The sequence below is a fragment of the Syntrophotalea acetylenica genome (genome assembly GCF_001888165.1).
Classification (GTDB): domain Bacteria; phylum Desulfobacterota; class Desulfuromonadia; order Desulfuromonadales; family Syntrophotaleaceae; genus Syntrophotalea; species Syntrophotalea acetylenica.
Window position 1 is genome coordinate 2,048,172 of sequence record NZ_CP015455.1, and the last position, 15,491, is coordinate 2,063,662.

Annotated in this window: 18 protein-coding genes and 2 pseudogenes; 7 read left to right on the forward strand and 13 right to left on the reverse strand. The window is 52.7% G+C overall.

Annotated elements, in window-relative coordinates:
- Positions 1-81: 81 nt before the first annotated feature.
- From A6070_RS09440 to A6070_RS09470, 6 genes are all read left to right on the forward strand, one after another.
- Positions 82-498: a DUF2177 family protein gene (locus tag A6070_RS09440; protein WP_072285525.1), complete on the forward strand. Its 417-nt coding sequence runs from the start codon at positions 82-84 to the stop codon at positions 496-498.
- Positions 498-1,241, forward strand: a complete 744-nt coding sequence (locus A6070_RS09445; RefSeq protein WP_072285526.1) for a DUF1295 domain-containing protein — start codon at positions 498-500, stop codon at positions 1,239-1,241. The genes A6070_RS09440 and A6070_RS09445 overlap by 1 nt, the downstream gene beginning before the upstream one ends.
- Positions 1,242-1,445: 204 nt before the next feature.
- Positions 1,446-1,874 (forward strand): hypothetical protein, encoded by a 429-nt coding sequence (locus A6070_RS09455; RefSeq protein ID WP_145926328.1) that lies wholly within the window; start codon positions 1,446-1,448, stop codon positions 1,872-1,874.
- 21 nt (positions 1,875-1,895) lie between these two features.
- Positions 1,896-3,080 (forward strand): NAD(P)/FAD-dependent oxidoreductase, encoded by a 1,185-nt coding sequence (locus tag A6070_RS09460; protein ID WP_072285529.1) that lies wholly within the window; start codon positions 1,896-1,898, stop codon positions 3,078-3,080.
- Positions 3,077-3,898 (forward strand): DUF1365 domain-containing protein, encoded by an 822-nt coding sequence (locus A6070_RS09465; RefSeq protein ID WP_072285530.1) that lies wholly within the window; start codon positions 3,077-3,079, stop codon positions 3,896-3,898. The genes A6070_RS09460 and A6070_RS09465 overlap by 4 nt, the downstream gene beginning before the upstream one ends.
- Positions 3,895-4,794: an SAM-dependent methyltransferase gene (locus A6070_RS09470; RefSeq protein ID WP_072502070.1), complete on the forward strand. Its 900-nt coding sequence runs from the start codon at positions 3,895-3,897 to the stop codon at positions 4,792-4,794. Before A6070_RS09465 ends, A6070_RS09470 begins: the two co-directional genes overlap by 4 nt.
- A 372-nt stretch (positions 4,795-5,166) precedes the next feature.
- Here the strand turns inward: A6070_RS09470 and A6070_RS16725 are convergent.
- From A6070_RS16725 to A6070_RS09480, 3 genes and pseudogenes are all read right to left on the reverse strand, one after another.
- Positions 5,167-5,298, reverse strand: a pseudogene (locus A6070_RS16725) (protease HtpX); the annotation flags it as partial.
- A gap of 28 nt (positions 5,299-5,326) precedes the next feature.
- A complete protein-coding gene (locus A6070_RS09475) occupies positions 5,327-5,626 on the reverse strand; it encodes an XRE family transcriptional regulator (RefSeq protein WP_072285532.1) in 300 nt (99 codons plus the stop codon).
- Positions 5,613-5,963, reverse strand: coding sequence for a type II toxin-antitoxin system RelE/ParE family toxin (locus tag A6070_RS09480; RefSeq protein WP_072287951.1), 351 nt, complete (start codon positions 5,961-5,963; stop codon positions 5,613-5,615). Before A6070_RS09480 ends, A6070_RS09475 begins: the two co-directional genes overlap by 14 nt.
- Before the next feature lie 64 nt (positions 5,964-6,027).
- On the opposite strand from A6070_RS09480, the gene A6070_RS09485 reads away from it, so the two are divergent.
- Positions 6,028-6,597 (forward strand): recombinase family protein, encoded by a 570-nt coding sequence (locus tag A6070_RS09485; RefSeq protein ID WP_083558413.1) that lies wholly within the window; start codon positions 6,028-6,030, stop codon positions 6,595-6,597.
- 72 nt (positions 6,598-6,669) lie between these two features.
- Here A6070_RS09485 and A6070_RS09490 read toward each other — a convergent pair whose 3' ends face one another.
- The 10 genes and pseudogenes from A6070_RS09490 to A6070_RS09530 form a co-directional block, all read right to left on the reverse strand.
- A complete protein-coding gene (locus A6070_RS09490; RefSeq protein WP_072285533.1) occupies positions 6,670-7,641 on the reverse strand; it encodes an alpha/beta fold hydrolase in 972 nt (323 codons plus the stop codon).
- Between the two features lie 531 nt (positions 7,642-8,172).
- A complete protein-coding gene (locus A6070_RS09500; protein ID WP_072285535.1) occupies positions 8,173-8,763 on the reverse strand; it encodes an outer membrane protein in 591 nt (196 codons plus the stop codon).
- 325 nt (positions 8,764-9,088) lie between these two features.
- A pseudogene (locus A6070_RS16730) lies at positions 9,089-9,295 on the reverse strand (transposase); the annotation flags it as partial.
- A 278-nt stretch (positions 9,296-9,573) separates the two neighbouring features.
- Positions 9,574-9,906 (reverse strand): hypothetical protein, encoded by a 333-nt coding sequence (locus A6070_RS09510; protein ID WP_072285536.1) that lies wholly within the window; start codon positions 9,904-9,906, stop codon positions 9,574-9,576.
- A 62-nt stretch (positions 9,907-9,968) separates the two neighbouring features.
- A complete protein-coding gene (locus A6070_RS09515) occupies positions 9,969-11,393 on the reverse strand; it encodes an MATE family efflux transporter (protein WP_072285537.1) in 1,425 nt (474 codons plus the stop codon).
- A gap of 204 nt (positions 11,394-11,597) precedes the next feature.
- On the reverse strand, positions 11,598-12,698 hold the full coding sequence (locus tag A6070_RS09520) for an NADH:flavin oxidoreductase (protein WP_072285538.1): 1,101 nt from the start codon (positions 12,696-12,698) through the stop codon (positions 11,598-11,600).
- A gap of 147 nt (positions 12,699-12,845) precedes the next feature.
- On the reverse strand, positions 12,846-12,986 hold the full coding sequence (locus A6070_RS16140; protein ID WP_235605441.1) for a hypothetical protein: 141 nt from the start codon (positions 12,984-12,986) through the stop codon (positions 12,846-12,848).
- A gap of 112 nt (positions 12,987-13,098) precedes the next feature.
- Positions 13,099-13,260, reverse strand: coding sequence for a hypothetical protein (locus A6070_RS15585; protein WP_158513960.1), 162 nt, complete (start codon positions 13,258-13,260; stop codon positions 13,099-13,101).
- A 139-nt stretch (positions 13,261-13,399) separates the two neighbouring features.
- Entirely contained in the window at positions 13,400-14,005 is a 606-nt protein-coding gene (locus A6070_RS09525; protein ID WP_158513961.1) for a TetR/AcrR family transcriptional regulator, read from the reverse strand.
- A gap of 439 nt (positions 14,006-14,444) precedes the next feature.
- Positions 14,445-15,440: a hypothetical protein gene (locus A6070_RS09530; protein ID WP_072285539.1), complete on the reverse strand. Its 996-nt coding sequence runs from the start codon at positions 15,438-15,440 to the stop codon at positions 14,445-14,447.
- Positions 15,441-15,491 lie beyond the last annotated feature (51 nt).

The following is a 15,491-nucleotide window of genomic DNA, read 5'->3' on the forward strand; positions in this document are numbered from 1 at the left end:
AAAATGCTATTATAAAGTCATGCATCCCTGATACCTGAAAAGAAAAAACTGCTTATCTTCCCCAACGCACTTGGAGGTTTCATGAAGCTCCTTTTGCCCTTCGGCGTACTCTTCGCCATGTACATCGCTATCATCATTCTCGATTACATCTGGCTCGGTATTCTTACCAAGAAATTTATTATAGACCAGTTCGGGTCGCTCATCTCGGTGAAGGATGGCTCTATCCAAACCAACATTCCTGTCGGACTGCTGGCTTGGCTTGCCATAGCTGCCGGTGCCTACATCTTCGCGGTGGCGCCTGCGGGCTCTGCCGGCAGAGCAGCTTTTATGGGAGCGGTTTTTGGCTTCATAGCCTACGCGATATATGACTTGACCAATCTTACCTTCATCACCAACTATCCGACTAAATTTGTGCTCGTCGACATTGCATGGGGGACGTTCCTCTGCTCCGCTATCGCTTTTATTGGTTTCTTCACAAGGAGCCTATTCCTAAAATAATGATCGAAATCATCGCCGGCCTTTGTGTCACCTATTCTTTGCTGTTCCTGCTATCTATCGTCCTCAAGGACAACTCGATAGCTGATGTCTTCTGGGGGATGGGCTTTTTGCAGGTTGCGCTCCACGCCATCTATCGCTCGGAGACGAGAACGCCTTCCCAGGTGCTGTTTACCATCCTTGTTGCGCTGTGGGCTATGCGGATTGTTTCCTATATACTTTCAAAAAAGTGGATAAAAAAAGACGAAGATCCGCGCTATGCCAGGTGGCGTGAGCAATGGCAGCACTTTTATCTTCGCTCATTTTTCCAGATCTATGTGCTCCAGGGAGTGCTGGTAATGATCATCGCCATCCCGATTTTTCTCGTCAATAGCGCACCTCCTCCACTGGGTCTGGTCACCGCCGCCGGCACTGCTGTCGCGCTCTTCGGCCTGCTCTATGAGACGATCGGCGACCTGCAACTGCGCTCATTCATCAAGACCAGGGAGAAAGGGCAGATCATGACCCGGGGACTATGGAAATACTCCCGCCACCCAAATTATTTCGGCGAGAGCGCATTCTGGCTGGGCGCGAGTATCGTGGCGGCACAGGTTTCCTTATGGGCGTTCATAAGTTGGCTTCTGATCACCTTTCTGCTCCGATATGTCTCGGGGGTGCCGCCCGCGGAAGAACGATATGCAGACAACCAGGCATTTCAGGCTTATAAACGGGAGACTCCTGCGATGATACCCAGGTTTTTCAAATGAAGAGCCTCGTGCCCCTCTCAGGCCTTGTGGTTTATTCCGGGATTCTCATTCTTGAGAGATTGCAGATCATCCCGGACCCGGCATTCTTTTTACGGGTGCTGGACAGCGCTTACCAGGAATGGTCATTCCTGCTGCTGTTCCTGGTGATTTTGATCGAGAGCATCGCTATATGTCGGTTTTTATTTTCCGGGCCAGCTTTTCGCGGTGCTCATCGTACTGCTTAACGATTTTACCTGGGGCAATGTGATCGTACTGACCATGGTCTCCATTGTCGCGGTGACTATCTCTGCTGCACTCAATTACCTGCTCGGCTCATTGCGAGAGACGAAACAGAGGGACTTCCGGATCAAGGAGTTGTTGCTCGCCATGCTGCATATCAACCTGTTGGCCCTCTACATGTTTCAGCTCGGGGTCTCGCGTTCCCACAAGAAGGTAATCCTCTATGCCGGCCTGCTGAACATCCCGTATTACCTACTTCTCATCGCAGGAACATTCCTCATCCGCGACCAGATCATGATCATCACGGAAGACTCCTATTTCCTGTTCTTCCTGCTCTGTGTGTGGACTATTTTCACCGTCATCCTCGACATCAGGGAGCGTAGAAACAAGCGACGGGTGCGACCCATAAAATAACCACCAACTAGAAAGAGCGCCATGAAACTTGCAATCGTCGGATCCGGCATTTCAGCAATGACCTGCGCACACTACCTCAAAGGGAAGTACGACATCTCGATCTTCGAGAAAAACGACTACCTCGGCGGTCACACCCACACGCATCGCATGGACGGCTTTACCCTCGACACGGGATTCATAGTTTTCAATCTTCACACTTATCCGAATTTGCTCAAAATGTTCGAAGAGCTCGGTATAGAGCGCCGGAAAAGCGACATGTCTTTTGCTGTCCACAATCTTCGAACCGGCCTCCAATACACAGGGTATAAGCCCTTTGCGCAAAGGAGGAACCTCCTGTCGCCCAGGCACTGGAAATTCCTGCGCGAAATCCAGACATTCTTCAGGGTCGGCCAGAGGGATCTGCAAAAGAATAATCCAGAATCGATCAGGGAATACTGCAAAAAGAACGGACTCTCCGATTACTTCCTCGAAAACTTCATTGTGCCGTTGTCCTCCGCTATCTGGTCAACCCCCGATACCAAGGAGTTTCCCATCGGGCTGCTCCTGCCTTTTTTCCACAACCACGGGTTGCTGAGTGCCCGCAAAAAATTCCAGTGGTACACGGTCAAGGGAGGGTCCGACACCTATACCAAAAAGATCGCCGCAGGACTCGACATTCACCTCAATGAGCCGGTGCTATCGGTAAAAGAAGGTTCGGCCATGCAACTTGAAACAGCCAGGCAAGCGTATGTGTTCGACTATGTGATTTTGGCTTGCCATTCCGATGAAAGTCTGGCCATTGCCAAAGGGCTGCCTGAAAAGAAACAGGAACTGCTTAGCAAGTTCCGCTACAATAAGAACCTTGCCGTGCTCCATTGTGACGAGGCTGTGATGCCTCCTGTGAGGGATGTCTGGTCAAGCTGGAATCACATCATCGATGGAGAAAAGACATCCACCGTATACTGGCTGAACATGCTTCAAGGACCAAAGACGCCGACCAACTATTTTGTTTCCATCAACCCTTTTCAAAAGATCCGGGAAGATAAGATCATCCGCACCATTCAATATGATCACCCTTTGTTCACCATCGAGAATTTCGAACTGCAGAAACGCCTGCAGGAACTGAACGAAGATACCAGGATATTTTTCGCCGGTGCCTATTTCCGACACGGTTTCCACGAGGACGGCTGCAAGTCCGGAATGGACGTGGTCAGGAGATTGCAATGAACTCGTGCGCCTATGTCTGCCGACTCAAGCACGACAGGCCAAATAAAAACAGATTCGCCTACAAAATATACATGTTCTATCTCGACCTCGATGAAATCGACCTGTTGGCCGACCGTTTTAAACTTTTGGGCAAAAACCGCTGGAATCTCCTGAGCTTTTACGACGATGACCACTTTCTTTTCGTCCGCCAAAAAGGCAAGCGGGATCGCATAGCTCGCGCGACTTTCGATTACACCAGGGAATATTATGTTGGCAAGAGCACCAAGGAACGGGTGCGGGAGACTCTCGGGGAGCTGGGCTTCGATTTTGAACTCGGTAAGGTCTGCTTGCTGACCAGTCTCAGGAATCTCGGCTATATTTTCAATCCGGTGAGCTTCTACTATTGCTACGATGCGCAGGGCGAACTACGGGTTCTACTCTCAGAAGTCAACAACACCTACAGAGATCAGAAACTCTTTTATACGGCCTTAACTCCGGGCAACAAGAGACACCGCGACAAGCAGAAAAAAAACTTCTATGTCTCACCCTTTATCGATATGGACACCGAAATCACCTGGTCTTTCGAAGAACCGGCAGAGACCTTGTTGATGGAGGTGAACTCGGTCAAAGACGGACAAGCCATACTCAAAACCTCTTTGGCCGGAGACCGTCGGCAGCTCAGCTCAACGTCGATCCTTTTGCTGTTCCTGCGCTACCCGATGGTGCCGCTCTTTACTATCATATTCATACACTGGCAGGCCTTGAAACTCTGGCTTAAAAAGGTCCGTTTCAGGGATAAAAGCACCAGCGATGATGAGATCATAAGAGGATTGAGATGATATTCAAGCAGGTGTTCTTCAGTCTGTTCAAAGGCAAAGATCTCAAAGGTACCCTCGAGATAGACTATAAAGGTCTGCACACCTTTGGCGATGGGCCAAAAGTCCGCATAAAGGTCAAAAACAAACGCTTTTTCAGGCGGGTCATCCTCTATGGAGATACTGGATTCGGTGAATCTTACTTTCTCGGAGAATTTGAGACGGACAACCTCTACGGGCTACTGGCCTGGTTTATTGAAAACAAGGACCAGCTTCCCTTGGACCACTCCCCCTTCTACCAAATGGAATGGGCGAAAATCATGGGAAGAATAAACCACGGCCTGAACAAGAACACAAAAAATGGGAGCAGGCGCAATATCCAAAGCCATTACGACCTGTCTAATCAGTTCTATTCGCTCTGGCTGGATGAATCGATGACTTACTCCTGTGCAATGTTCGATGAGGGCATGACCCTTCAGGAAGCTCAGGAAAATAAGTATCACAGGATATGTGAGAAGCTTGATCTCAAGAAAACGGACCATGTTCTGGAAATAGGTACAGGCTGGGGAGGCTTCGCTGAATTTGCCCAGAAGCATTATGGCTGCAGGATCACTACCATTACAATTTCTTGGGAGCAGTACCACTATGCCAAGGAAAGGCTGCGGAATATCGATCTGCGCCTGGCTGACTACAGGGATATTACAGGGAGCTATGACAAGATTGTCTCCATCGAGATGATGGAAGCATTAGGGCATAAATATGTTCCCCTGTTCATCGAACGATGCGAGGCCTCGCTGAAACCGAACGGCAGAATGGTCTACCAGATAATCACCATTCCCGATTCACAGTTCAGGCAATACCTCAGGAATCCCGGATTCATCAAAAAGCACATCTTTCCCGGGGGGAACTCCTTTCGTTAGGCCAGGTCAAGAAAGAGCTTGCCCGCAACAAACTCAAGTTGCAGGACATCGAGGACATCAGTGAAAGCTATGTAAAAACGCTCCTCGCCTGGCAAAAAAAGTTCCATTTAAAAAAGAAGAAATTTTGAGCCTCGGCTTCGATGAAGCCTTTTTGGGGAAATGGGATTATTACCTCACCTCTTGTGCCGTTGGGTTCGACACGAAATATATCAGCGACGTCCAACTGTCCATCGAAAAAACTTGCATTCGTTAGGCAGAAGTTTTTTGCCACTCGTTTTATGCACCTCCCTTTTTCTCAAATAACCTGGCCTATGAGAAAAACCCACCGGTTCGTTTGGTGGGTTTTTCAAGTTTGATGATGGGTGAATTTTTTTACCGCCTGCTGAAGTAATCCCTGGAATAAGTCATCGCCTCCAGTCGCGCAATCCTCTCCTCCATCGGCGGATGAGTGGAAAAAAGCTTCAGCAGCGACGAGCCGGATAATGAATGGTGGCTAGCGGCTGGACTGAAAGGGCGCTAGAGGCTGTGTCGGTCAGTGCCTCACCGGATCCTCAATAATTATCCGCAAACGCTTTCCAAGGGCAGCAGTGGCTTGTTCCAAGGTTTTGAGCGTGACGGCGGTGTTCTGTGGATCGAGAAGTCGGTTGACCGCCGCTCTGGAGGTATGCATTTTGGCCGCCATTTCGGTTTTGGTCAGGCTCTGGTTCTCCATCTCCTGCTGGATCTGGTAAGCCAAAACCCGCTTAGCCGCGGTCGCCTCGACCTCGCTCAGGATGCCTTCCTCGGCCAGGAAGTCATCAAAATCGGTGCCGATGTTTTTATGGGTTGCCATCGAATTCAGCCTTTCTTTTGCGTGCCAGTTTCATGTCGTCGGCCGGAGTCTGCTGAGTCTTCTTTATGAAGCCGTGAAGGAGGATGATCCGCGGGCCGTGGGTGCAAAAAAGAACGCGAGCGATGCGGTTTCCCAGCCTGGAGCGAACCTCAAAAAGCCCCTCTCCTAAAGGCCGCACCAAAGGCATGCCGAGAGGCCAGCCCCATTGCACCGTTTTGATGTCCTCACCAATGATCTTCCGCTCCTCCGGCGGCAAATCCTTCAGCCACTCGCGGACGGGCTCTCTTCCGCTGTCCTGCCGGAAAAAATTTACTTGTAGTGGCGTCGGAGTTTCCATGTCGGCCATATTGTATCAAACTTGATACATCTGGCAAGAAAAAACAACAAGGAAGGAGAAAGTCATGGGAATGAGGATCGGATATGCACGGGTAAGTTCTGCTGGGCAAAAACTGGATGTTCAACTGGGTCGTTTGGCCGACTGCGATCGAATCTTCCATGAGAAGGCGTCTGGAGCAACCGCGAAGGATCGATCAGAGTTGCAAAAAGCGTTGGATTTTGTTCGGGATGAGGATGTTTTTGTGGTCACCAAGCTTGACCGCCTGGCACGGTCAGTCATTGATCTTGCTGGGATTGTCCAAAGGCTACAAGGGAAGAACGTCGATCTGGTTGTGCTAGACCAAGGGATCGACACTACAACCCTGTACGGCCGGGTACAGTTCAACATTCTCGCCGCGATTGGAGAATTCGAGCGGGAGCTGATAAAAGAACGATCTATGGAAGGCCGCGAAAAGGCTCTTGCTCGCGGAGTAAAGTTTGGCGCCAAACCGAAACTGACCAAAAAGGAAACTATCGATCTCATCAGGGATTTTGAAGCTCCAGGTTGCAGCAAAACGGAGATTGCCGAGCATTACGGTATCAGCAGGTCATCGGTCTATCGACTGTATGCCGAGAACCGCGAAAAAAGTGTCTAAAAAACAGCGGTAAATCAGAAAAAGCCCCCGGTCACAAAATCGGGGGCTATTGCGTCTGAAAAAGAGTGATTTTCAAACAAACCTTCGTACCAGCCAATCGATGAGTAAACGGTTGACCTCGTCGGGTTTTTCGACCTGAGTCCAGTGACCGCATTCGGGGATCAGGCTTTTTTCCAGATCGGGAACGTATTTTTCCATACCCTCTGCTAATTCCGGAGGTAAAAAGATGTCGTCTTCTGCGGAAACCATGAGGCATGGAACGGATATCCTGTCACTGGTGCCGGCAAGAAGCTGGTTGTTCCTGTGCAGGTTGCGGTACCAGTTGATGGGGCCGGTCAATCCCCCGGCAGAAAAGGCTTCGACATAGACCTGCAAATCTTCCGGCGCCATCAATGGGCTGCCAGCCGGGTCCGGGTCCAGAGCGGCGGCCTGGATGAAATCCCATTCGAGATTGCGGACCGCCGGGGGTGCGTCGATAAATTCGGCCATGGTCAGGGGACGAGCTCTGAACAGCCCTCCCAGAAATCTGGGCAAAAGATCCGCCGTCAGTTCGTTCTCGATTCCTTTCTGCAGAAAAGCCAATCGGTAATTGCCGGCGCTAAAATGGTTGCGCACCCAGCCTGCCGGGTCTTCGCCCATTCTTCGAAAATAACGATGCGGCGTGTTGAGTCCGATGACTCCAGCCACTCGCTCAGGATGTAGAATCGGCATTTCCCAGACCACATGGCCACCCCAATCATGCCCGCAGAACACCGCCTTTTCCAGTTCCAGAGCATCCAGCACACCGATCAGGTCGTCTGCCAGGTGTGGGAGGTCGTACTCCGCTACCGAGTCGGGCTTATCGGACCTACCGTAGCCGCGCTGGTCGAGAGCAATGGCCCGAAATCCAGCGGCCGCCAGCGCAGGCAACTGATAGCGCCAAGAAAAAGCCAGTTCCGGAAAACCGTGGCAGAAAACCACCGGAAATCCGCCGCCCTGCTCATAAACGGCCAGGCGAATACCGTGGGCTCGGATAAAGTACGGTTCGGGGAAATCAGTGCGCATGGGCGGGCTCCCTGTTTGGTCAAATTATCATTGTGTGGTGGCCGTTTTTGAAATAGCCTCCTGCAAAGGGCCGGTCAGGCTTCGGCAGTCGGCTTATCCAGCGGCAGTGGCCTGTGCCGCCTCGATGTCCTTGGCCGTAAAGAGCCACTGGACGGCAATGGCAACCAATTGATCCGTGTCATAGCACCCCCCGACCTCTTTGCCGCCTGCACGGCCTCCTGGAGGCGCGCGGCGCCCGCCTCTTTCGAGTCGGAGACCACCCACTTCAGGGCCAGCAGGCGCCGGTCGAAAAGCCCCACGAGAAAATCGGCTTCATCCTCCTCAAAGAGGCAGGGCCTCTCTGAGGGCTCGTTCGGCGCGGGCGCTTCCCGCTGGAGGGCCCGCACCTTCTAAACGGGAAGGGCAGCGAGAAGCTGCGGCTGCGCTCGCCACCAGGGCCTCGCGCTGACCGGGAAAACCATCTGCCCTCTTCCGATAAATTAAGCAGCCCGCGGTTATGACTGCCGCAGGCTGCTTGCCTTCCTACTTTCCTTAGAAGCGAATACCGACGTAAATGTTGTGTCCTTCGTATTCGCCTGTGAAATTACCAAACTTGGGATTTTCAGCATCGAAATAGCGATAGCCGACGTCGAAAACCACCGATTGCATGGCGAAACTGAGACCGACCATGGCCTGCCAGGCAAAGACGTCATCGTCGTCGTCCACCCGCCCGAAACCCGTTACCGTGCCTAAATCGGCGTCAATGCTGGCCATGCCCACACCGAGGCCGATGAAGGGGCGGAACTGCAACAAGTCGAAATCGAGGTAGGCATTGACCATGCCGCTCATGACCTCGACCTTGTCGCCTCTCCCCGCTTTGATGCCACCGATGCCGATGCCGTCGATATCATTGCGGCGGTAAGCCACCTCGCCTTCCAGCCGGAACCGTTCAAACTGTTTGCCGACGGCAACAAATGCGCCCCAGCCATCGTCGAAAGCAACATCCCAGTCAGGGCCAGGTGCGCGAACATCGGCATCGCTCAAATCGACCCACATACCGCCCAGGCTGAGGTACGGTTTTGCCGAGGCGCTGCTGGCCGCAAAGAGCAGTGCCATGCAGATGAAGAAGATTCTTTTCGCCATGATTGCCTCCGTTGGTGAGAGTACATACTTCCCAGTTGCTGCACCCCTTTTCAGCAACGCGGGAAACCCACACATGGTGTAGTTCTAAAAGAAGGTTTACCAGTCGCAGAAGATTATTCAATCGTCTGCCGAAGGAAGCGAAGGGGTGGGACAGGAGAATGGCGGCTGCGGAGAAGGGGGCAGTCGGGCAAATCACCTACCCTTTGCATAAATACCCCCGACATCGGCTGAAGTCGGGTTAAAAGGTTCCTTGTGTCCTTAGGTGGGGAGGGCACAAGGTTCTCTCTTCGGATTAAAGGTGGGAATCCGATAGATTCTGGGCGTCCTGCGTTCGACAGGCACGACACTGAAAGACCTTGACTCGTCCCCGCCAGTAGGAGGAATGGGTCTTGCTCATACATTTCGGACACTGAAACCCTTGGGGTTAGCGGGAGTTTTCGAGGGCGGCCTCGCACTGGGCCTCATCACCACAATTGGTGAGAAACTGGTTCAAGCTCATTCCTGCTTGAAACTGGATTCGATTCATCTTCACGGCATACCTCCCTGAGAGTGATGCCGTGAGGTTAGGCCGGCGCCGTGTCAGAATATGTCACACTGTCTCGGCGGAAGATTGGTGCTAATCAGATTTAAGAATAAGGGGCGGATTCCTGGATGGAGAGACCCGCCCCTCCATGAATTCAGGACGTTTTCCAGGAGTAATCGATCTTGCTCCTTTCTCTATACTCATTCCCCTCGAGAAGCGTCTTGTAGAGCGTCATCAGGTTGCTAAGCCGTGTCAGGGTCGCTTCTGCAAACAGCTGAAAAATGACGCTAATCAGGCTTGATTTTATATGTCGTGACCTCAAAATCCCAATCCATATCTTCACTTTCGGTAGCAGTTACAAACGACCGCGTTTCATCCCTGAATTCACTCAGGATTTCCGTGTTAAACCATTGGTAAAAATCTGCCCGGACAAACATCGCTTCCACTGTTTCCTGGTAATTCCTGTCATCACCGGGAGAACCCGGAATGACAAAACCAAATTGGCCGAGCGCCTCAGGGGGATTGTCAAATAACATTTTTCTAAACTCCATGTCCCCTCTGGCTTTATTCTTAACCTCCGCCACAACATCATCTCGGATAAACTTTTTTTCGTCGCTCATAATCTACCTCTCTTGGTATTTGATGTAATAGGGTTGATATCCCCCTCCGCCTCCATCTCCAACTATTCCGCGTTGCCGACTTGAGCGAGAGTCTGGTTTGCAGGACGCTGGCTCCAGGCGCCACCTAGCATGGCTGCTGCCGTTAGAAGGCCGTAAGCGGCTGCGGCCAGCGCGACGATCTGGAACAGGGTCGAAAGGCCTGCGCCGAACCAGATGACCACCGACCAGCCGATGAAGGCTGCAATGATCATGCGTACGGTGCCGGCCAGGACGGGCAACAGGACACGCTTCGCCCCTTGGCTTGCAAAGTAGAGCGCCAAGCCCAATCCGATGGCCCCGTAGGCGGGTGCGACGTTCCGCAAATAGAGCGCGCCCAGCGCCAACACCTGAGGCTCATCACTGAACAGGCCAACCCAGGCATGCGGGAAGATCGCGGCAGCGAGGCCGATGAGCTCAGTCACTCCGAAGGCAAGTGCGGCGCCGATCCAGGCGATGCGGCGCGCCCGCGCCATCTGCTTGGCCCCGATATTGATGCCAACCATGGTTACGATGGCGGTACCAAGGCCGAAGATCAGCGGAATCAGCATGTAATCGAGGCGCGAGGCGATGCCGTACCCGGCAATGGCGTCAGCGCCGAACCGGCCGACGGCGGCGGTGACGAAGGCGACCGTGAGATTGACTTGGACCGTGCCGATCACAGACAGCAGGCCGACGCCCAGGATGTCTTTAAACAGGCAGAGGCGCAGAGGAACGATCCTGAGTTTCAGGAGGCTGCATGGCGATCGAAGATACAGCATCAGCATAAGCACGGCGAATACGTAATAGATGACAACCGCGATCCCGCCTCCGACAACTCCGAGCTGCGGAAAGGGCCCCCAGCCAAAGATTAAGGCCGGCGACAAGGGAATAAGGATGACGGCGCCGGAAAAGATCACGAGTGCCGGTGCCTTTACATCCCCGGCGCCGCGAAGGGCTGATGACAGCAAAGCAGTAATCCATATCGGAATGGAGCCTGCGAACACGGCGCCTGAATAGGTGAGTGCTGCCGTCAGCGACGGTCCCATTCCGCCCATCGCCCGATATAGGATCGGTCCACCCAGAATAACCGCTGCCATGAAGATGAAGCCGAATGCGCAGGCGAGGAGGATCGCATGCCAGATCAGGGCGTCGGCATACGCGCGGCGTTTGGCCCCTAAAGCCCGCGCAACGGCCGAGGAGACACCCCCGCCGATGCCGCCGTTCGACATCATCTGCATGAGCATGAGAACCGGAAAGACCAGGGTGACTCCGGCGAGCGCGTCGGTTCCAAGAAAGCTGACAAAATAGGTTTCAGCCACCCCGACAAGCGTTTGGATAACGAGCACAACAATCGTAGGCAATGCAAGGCGAAGCATCGTCGTTGTGATCGGGCCGGCGAGAACGCCAGGTGGCACCCGGTACGCAGGCGATAAGACCGTTGGAGCCTCCGGACGGGACGCGTCAGTCATCGATTGCTCCTTTCTCGTCTCGCTCCCTCCGCCCAGAGCCTTGAAGAGGGTGACCATATTGGTTAGTCGCGTGAAATTCACGCCAATATTTTTCCTGTCGGCATGATCGCTGAGCCGTCCCAACGGAAAGCAGAACAGCCCGGCGGTCAGGAAAAAGGCTGCATTGATGCGCCTGTGCCCATGGGGCTGATGCCCTCTGCAGTATCAGCCCAAGACCGGGGCTTGCTTTAGGGCACAGGAAACTCCCTTGCCGGACAGTGCCGGTCCGAAACAGGCGTTTTCTGATTGGCAGCCGCTCGGTTCCCGCTGGCCTGCTGACCAACGTTTGATGAGATCCGGCTCGTGGATTAAGGGCCGACACATGCTAATGTAGTCGGCTTCATTCTGCGCCAGCAGTTCTTCAGCGACATTCAGAGAACGGATGCCCCCCACCAGCATGACCGGGACCTGCAGCCGCGCTTTGGCGAGTCTGGCCGCTTCGCGATAATAGGCCTCGCTGGCCAGAGCCGCCTTTCCGGAGCGCACCGCATGATGCCGGCTCGGCCCCCAGATGGTGCCGCCGCTGATTTCGATAGCGTCGATACCGGTTTCTTGCAGCAGCTCCGCCACCCGGAGCATGTCGCTAACCGTCAGGCCGCCTTCGATGAAGTCGTCGGAATTGATCTTGACCATGACGGCAAAATCTTCGCCCACAGCCTGCCGGATCTCCGCCAGTACCTCAAGGACCATGCGGCCGCGGTTTTCGACGCTGCCGCCATACTCATCCTCTCGGTGGTTGTAATAGGGCGAGAGGAACTGACTGAGCAGATATCCATGAGCGGCATGAATTTGCACAGCGTCGAAACCAGCCCGCTTTGCCAACGCAGCAGCCTTCCCGAAGGCGGCCACAACTCGCCGAATGTCGTTCCTGGTCATCGCCTGGCATTTTTCCCCTTCCTGATTGGCCATAGCCGAGGGGCCTATCGCCTGTCCCGGCACCACGCCGTAGACACCGCCGTGGGACAGCTGCATGGCAATGCAACCGCCTGCGGCATGAACCGCCTGCGGCATCAGCGCCAGTTTCGGCAACAACTCTTCGCTATGCGCTCCCATCTGCCAGGGGGCTGCCTGGCCTTCGGGACTGACATAGGCATGGCCTGTAATGATTAGCCCCACTTTGCCATGGGCCAGATCTGCCATCAGCTTGTTCAGATCGGAAGTCGGCGCCCCCTGGTCGTCAGACATCCCCTCCCAGGTTGCCGAACGCACAAAACGGTTGCGCAAATCGAGATTTTTTATCATCGTTCTCTCAAACAGTCTGGTCATCGCTACCGCTCCTTTAAATCCTGTATAAGTTTCAATTCATGAGATTTGCCAAGCTCAATTATCGACCACATGCGCGCCGAGGTGGTTTTTGATGGCCTTGTGATCCGCGCGGCCGATGCCGGTCTCTGCAACAGCCATTTCGGCAAGCTATTGCTCGTTCGCCACGCTCGCCTTATCCATGGCCGCAGTAATCTCGTCAACCTGCTTTTGGGTGAAGGTTTTGAATACGCCCGCGGCTTTTCTGGCTTTGGCTGCCAACTGATCGATTTGTTGATTGGCACTGAACATGATCGCTCTCCTCTCTGTTTGGATAATCTCGCATGTCGAGTTCCGCCTTACCGATTAAGGCGGGACCCAATTAGTATCCATCCGGAAACTCCGGATGGATACAGCGTAGTTTTCATATGGGAAACGAGCAATTTTTCGTTGTGGCAAGAAAATCAAGGGGTTGCGCGGAGGCGTACATCGGTACGCCGCACAAGCAAGCCTGCGGATTGACGCCGCCACGGCGGAAAAGGACCGTTTCCGGATGAAAACCAATTAACATCGGGAGGTTTTCCATATTATTTCTCCTGCCAAGCTTCTCTCCCGTCTAAGGGCGACAACTGCCTTTCTCCATAGCTGTTTGCTAAGGTCGCCCACAGAAAAAAAAAGTCAATCAGATCCATACCGGTCGGTATTTTTGTGAGCAAAAAAAGTGGTTATTCGCGACGCAACGTTTCCAGATAATCGATGAGCGCCTCGGCACTGGCCTCCAACACCGCATGGTTCTGACAGGTTTTGGCCAGGCTACGGATCCCGGCGATGGACGCGACAATAAAGGTCGCCACCTTGAACGGGTCGATAGAGCGCCTGACACTGCCACTGCCCTGCCCGCGGGCGAGGATTGCAGCTAGGGCCTGCGTCCATCGGTCATAGACAAATTCCACCCGCCGGCGAAACCCTTCGTCGATGGGCGACATTTCCAAGGCCAGATTGTTCAGAGGACAGCCGAGCAAAAGATCTTGTTCGGTCATGTCTTTGAACCGGCTGGCGATCATCCCCTGCAAGCAGTCAACGGGGTCGGCACACTGCTCTAAAGGGCTGACCCAGGTTTTCCGCCCTTCAACAGCAATCACTTCTTCCAGCACGGCGTAACCAAGGGCCTGTTTGTTAGGAAAATGATGGTATAATGCCCCCTTGGTTAATCCGGTCGTGGCCAAAATGCGGCTCAGACTGGCCGCCTGAAAACCATGGAGGTGGATTTCCTGGGCGGCCGCCTCCAGAATTGTGTGACGCGTATGGTCTGGATCTCTTTGTTGTTTCATACCGATCAGTATGCACATGATCTTGTTGTTTGTCAAGACCACAACTCATGATTGAATAAGAAGGCGACCGACGAGCTGATCAGGGATTTGAAGGCACCAGGTTGAAGCAAACCGGACATTGCGCGCGCCGCGGCGGCCGAGCATTAGGTATAAGCCAGGCATCGGTCTACACCATATACGCCGAGAACTGGGAAAAATCGTTTGAAAAAATAGTGATCAATCAGCAAAAGCCGCTATACAAAAGCCCCTGGTTAAGGAATCAAAGGGCTTTTGCATTATGAAAGCATGAAGAACAGTCAATCACTGTCATGTTCCAAAAAGTTGTCCTACTGAAAATTTGGTATTCATTGAAGGGGGTAGTTGATAATCTTAAAATTACTCATAAATAGAAAAGACCCAGCCTGTTGCCAAGTGGTTTTTTGGCCGTGCGAAATATCATTCATGTTTGTAAAGCAAGCAGAAGTGGCTCCACAGTACCCAGAAGCCTGGCCTCGATTCCCTCTGGTGATTGTGGTTCGGTCCCGAGAAGCTTTCGCAGGGAAGTCGTAACATCTACTACCTCCTCCTTCCCACCTTTTCTGGAAATCTGATAGTTTTTGATTTCCAATCTGTCACTTAATTGTCCAGCAACCTGCTTGAGTTGACTGATCACTGCCTTGATTTTGCCGTCATTTGGTGTCACTCGAAAAAGAAAACGATCAAATTTGGCGGGAGAAATAAAAATCCATGATGCCAGAGACGAAGAATTGTTCGATAGGTAAAGTTCCACAATTGATCCAGTGGTAACTTTCCATCCTAGGGAATGTGCAGCAGATCGTGTACTCTGCCACAGTTTGGCGAAATTTTTGCGGTTGGCCAGGTTAATTTCTTCATCTGGCCCTGACATTTCACCTACAGAGGGATGCGGTGGAGTAAACCCAAGCCGCTCGAAACCGTCGCGCAACCAGTCAAGAATTACATGTGTTTCGCAGGAGAGCAGAGGGAAAAAGTCTCGCCAGAGGAAATGTTCTCGACCTTTTGGTCGAATGTACTTTGGATGATTAATCACTTCAGAACTGGGAGGCTTCCATAAAGTTCGTACGTACAACAATCCGTCAATTGGAAGATCAAGATACCGCCTGAGTTGGGCACGTGGGTCTTTTTCTGGGCCCATTGTTTCGAGAGCATCGAGCTTGTGCTCACACGCAATTTTTCTACCATCAGAAAGGGTAAGGAGCATGTCAGGGCAGCATGTTGTACCTGGAAAGCTGGCCTGGGTCTTCACTTCCTGAATCATTGGCATGGCCCTACCGCTTAATTTCGAAAAATCGCCAAGAATACACTCAGTGTAGGCCGTACGGAAAGGCCCGGAGTTCTCAATCGCGGCTGCAAGAAATTCGGTGAGGTGGTCTTCTCTTGCTGCCGTTAAAGCTCGTGTGGACCAGAACAAATTCATAGTAGCCTCCTTCGTATCGATACTTCAAACTATCCTCGTATATCTATTAGC

Excerpts from the sequence above, each read along its gene's own strand:
- A6070_RS09440 (WP_072285525.1), top strand. The coding sequence starts at position 82 with ATGAAGCTCCTTTTGCCCTTCGGCGTACTCTTCGCCATGTACATCGCT.
- A6070_RS09445 (WP_072285526.1), top strand. The coding sequence starts at position 498 with ATGATCGAAATCATCGCCGGCCTTTGTGTCACCTATTCTTTGCTGTTC.
- A6070_RS09460 (WP_072285529.1), top strand. The coding sequence starts at position 1,896 with ATGAAACTTGCAATCGTCGGATCCGGCATTTCAGCAATGACCTGCGCA.
- A6070_RS09465 (WP_072285530.1), top strand. The coding sequence starts at position 3,077 with ATGAACTCGTGCGCCTATGTCTGCCGACTCAAGCACGACAGGCCAAAT.
- A6070_RS09470 (WP_072502070.1), top strand. The coding sequence starts at position 3,895 with ATGATATTCAAGCAGGTGTTCTTCAGTCTGTTCAAAGGCAAAGATCTC.
- A6070_RS09475 (WP_072285532.1), bottom strand. The coding sequence starts at position 5,626 with ATGGCAACCCATAAAAACATCGGCACCGATTTTGATGACTTCCTGGCC.
- A6070_RS09480 (WP_072287951.1), bottom strand. The coding sequence starts at position 5,963 with ATGGAAACTCCGACGCCACTACAAGTAAATTTTTTCCGGCAGGACAGC.
- A6070_RS09485 (WP_083558413.1), top strand. The coding sequence starts at position 6,028 with ATGGGAATGAGGATCGGATATGCACGGGTAAGTTCTGCTGGGCAAAAA.
- A6070_RS09490 (WP_072285533.1), bottom strand. The coding sequence starts at position 7,641 with ATGCGCACTGATTTCCCCGAACCGTACTTTATCCGAGCCCACGGTATT.
- A6070_RS09500 (WP_072285535.1), bottom strand. The coding sequence starts at position 8,763 with ATGGCGAAAAGAATCTTCTTCATCTGCATGGCACTGCTCTTTGCGGCC.
- A6070_RS09510 (WP_072285536.1), bottom strand. The coding sequence starts at position 9,906 with ATGAGCGACGAAAAAAAGTTTATCCGAGATGATGTTGTGGCGGAGGTT.
- A6070_RS09515 (WP_072285537.1), bottom strand. The coding sequence starts at position 11,393 with ATGACTGACGCGTCCCGTCCGGAGGCTCCAACGGTCTTATCGCCTGCG.
- A6070_RS09520 (WP_072285538.1), bottom strand. The coding sequence starts at position 12,698 with ATGACCAGACTGTTTGAGAGAACGATGATAAAAAATCTCGATTTGCGC.
- A6070_RS16140 (WP_235605441.1), bottom strand. The coding sequence starts at position 12,986 with ATGTTCAGTGCCAATCAACAAATCGATCAGTTGGCAGCCAAAGCCAGA.
- A6070_RS15585 (WP_158513960.1), bottom strand. The coding sequence starts at position 13,260 with ATGGAAAACCTCCCGATGTTAATTGGTTTTCATCCGGAAACGGTCCTT.
- A6070_RS09525 (WP_158513961.1), bottom strand. The coding sequence starts at position 14,005 with ATGAAACAACAAAGAGATCCAGACCATACGCGTCACACAATTCTGGAG.
- A6070_RS09530 (WP_072285539.1), bottom strand. The coding sequence starts at position 15,440 with ATGAATTTGTTCTGGTCCACACGAGCTTTAACGGCAGCAAGAGAAGAC.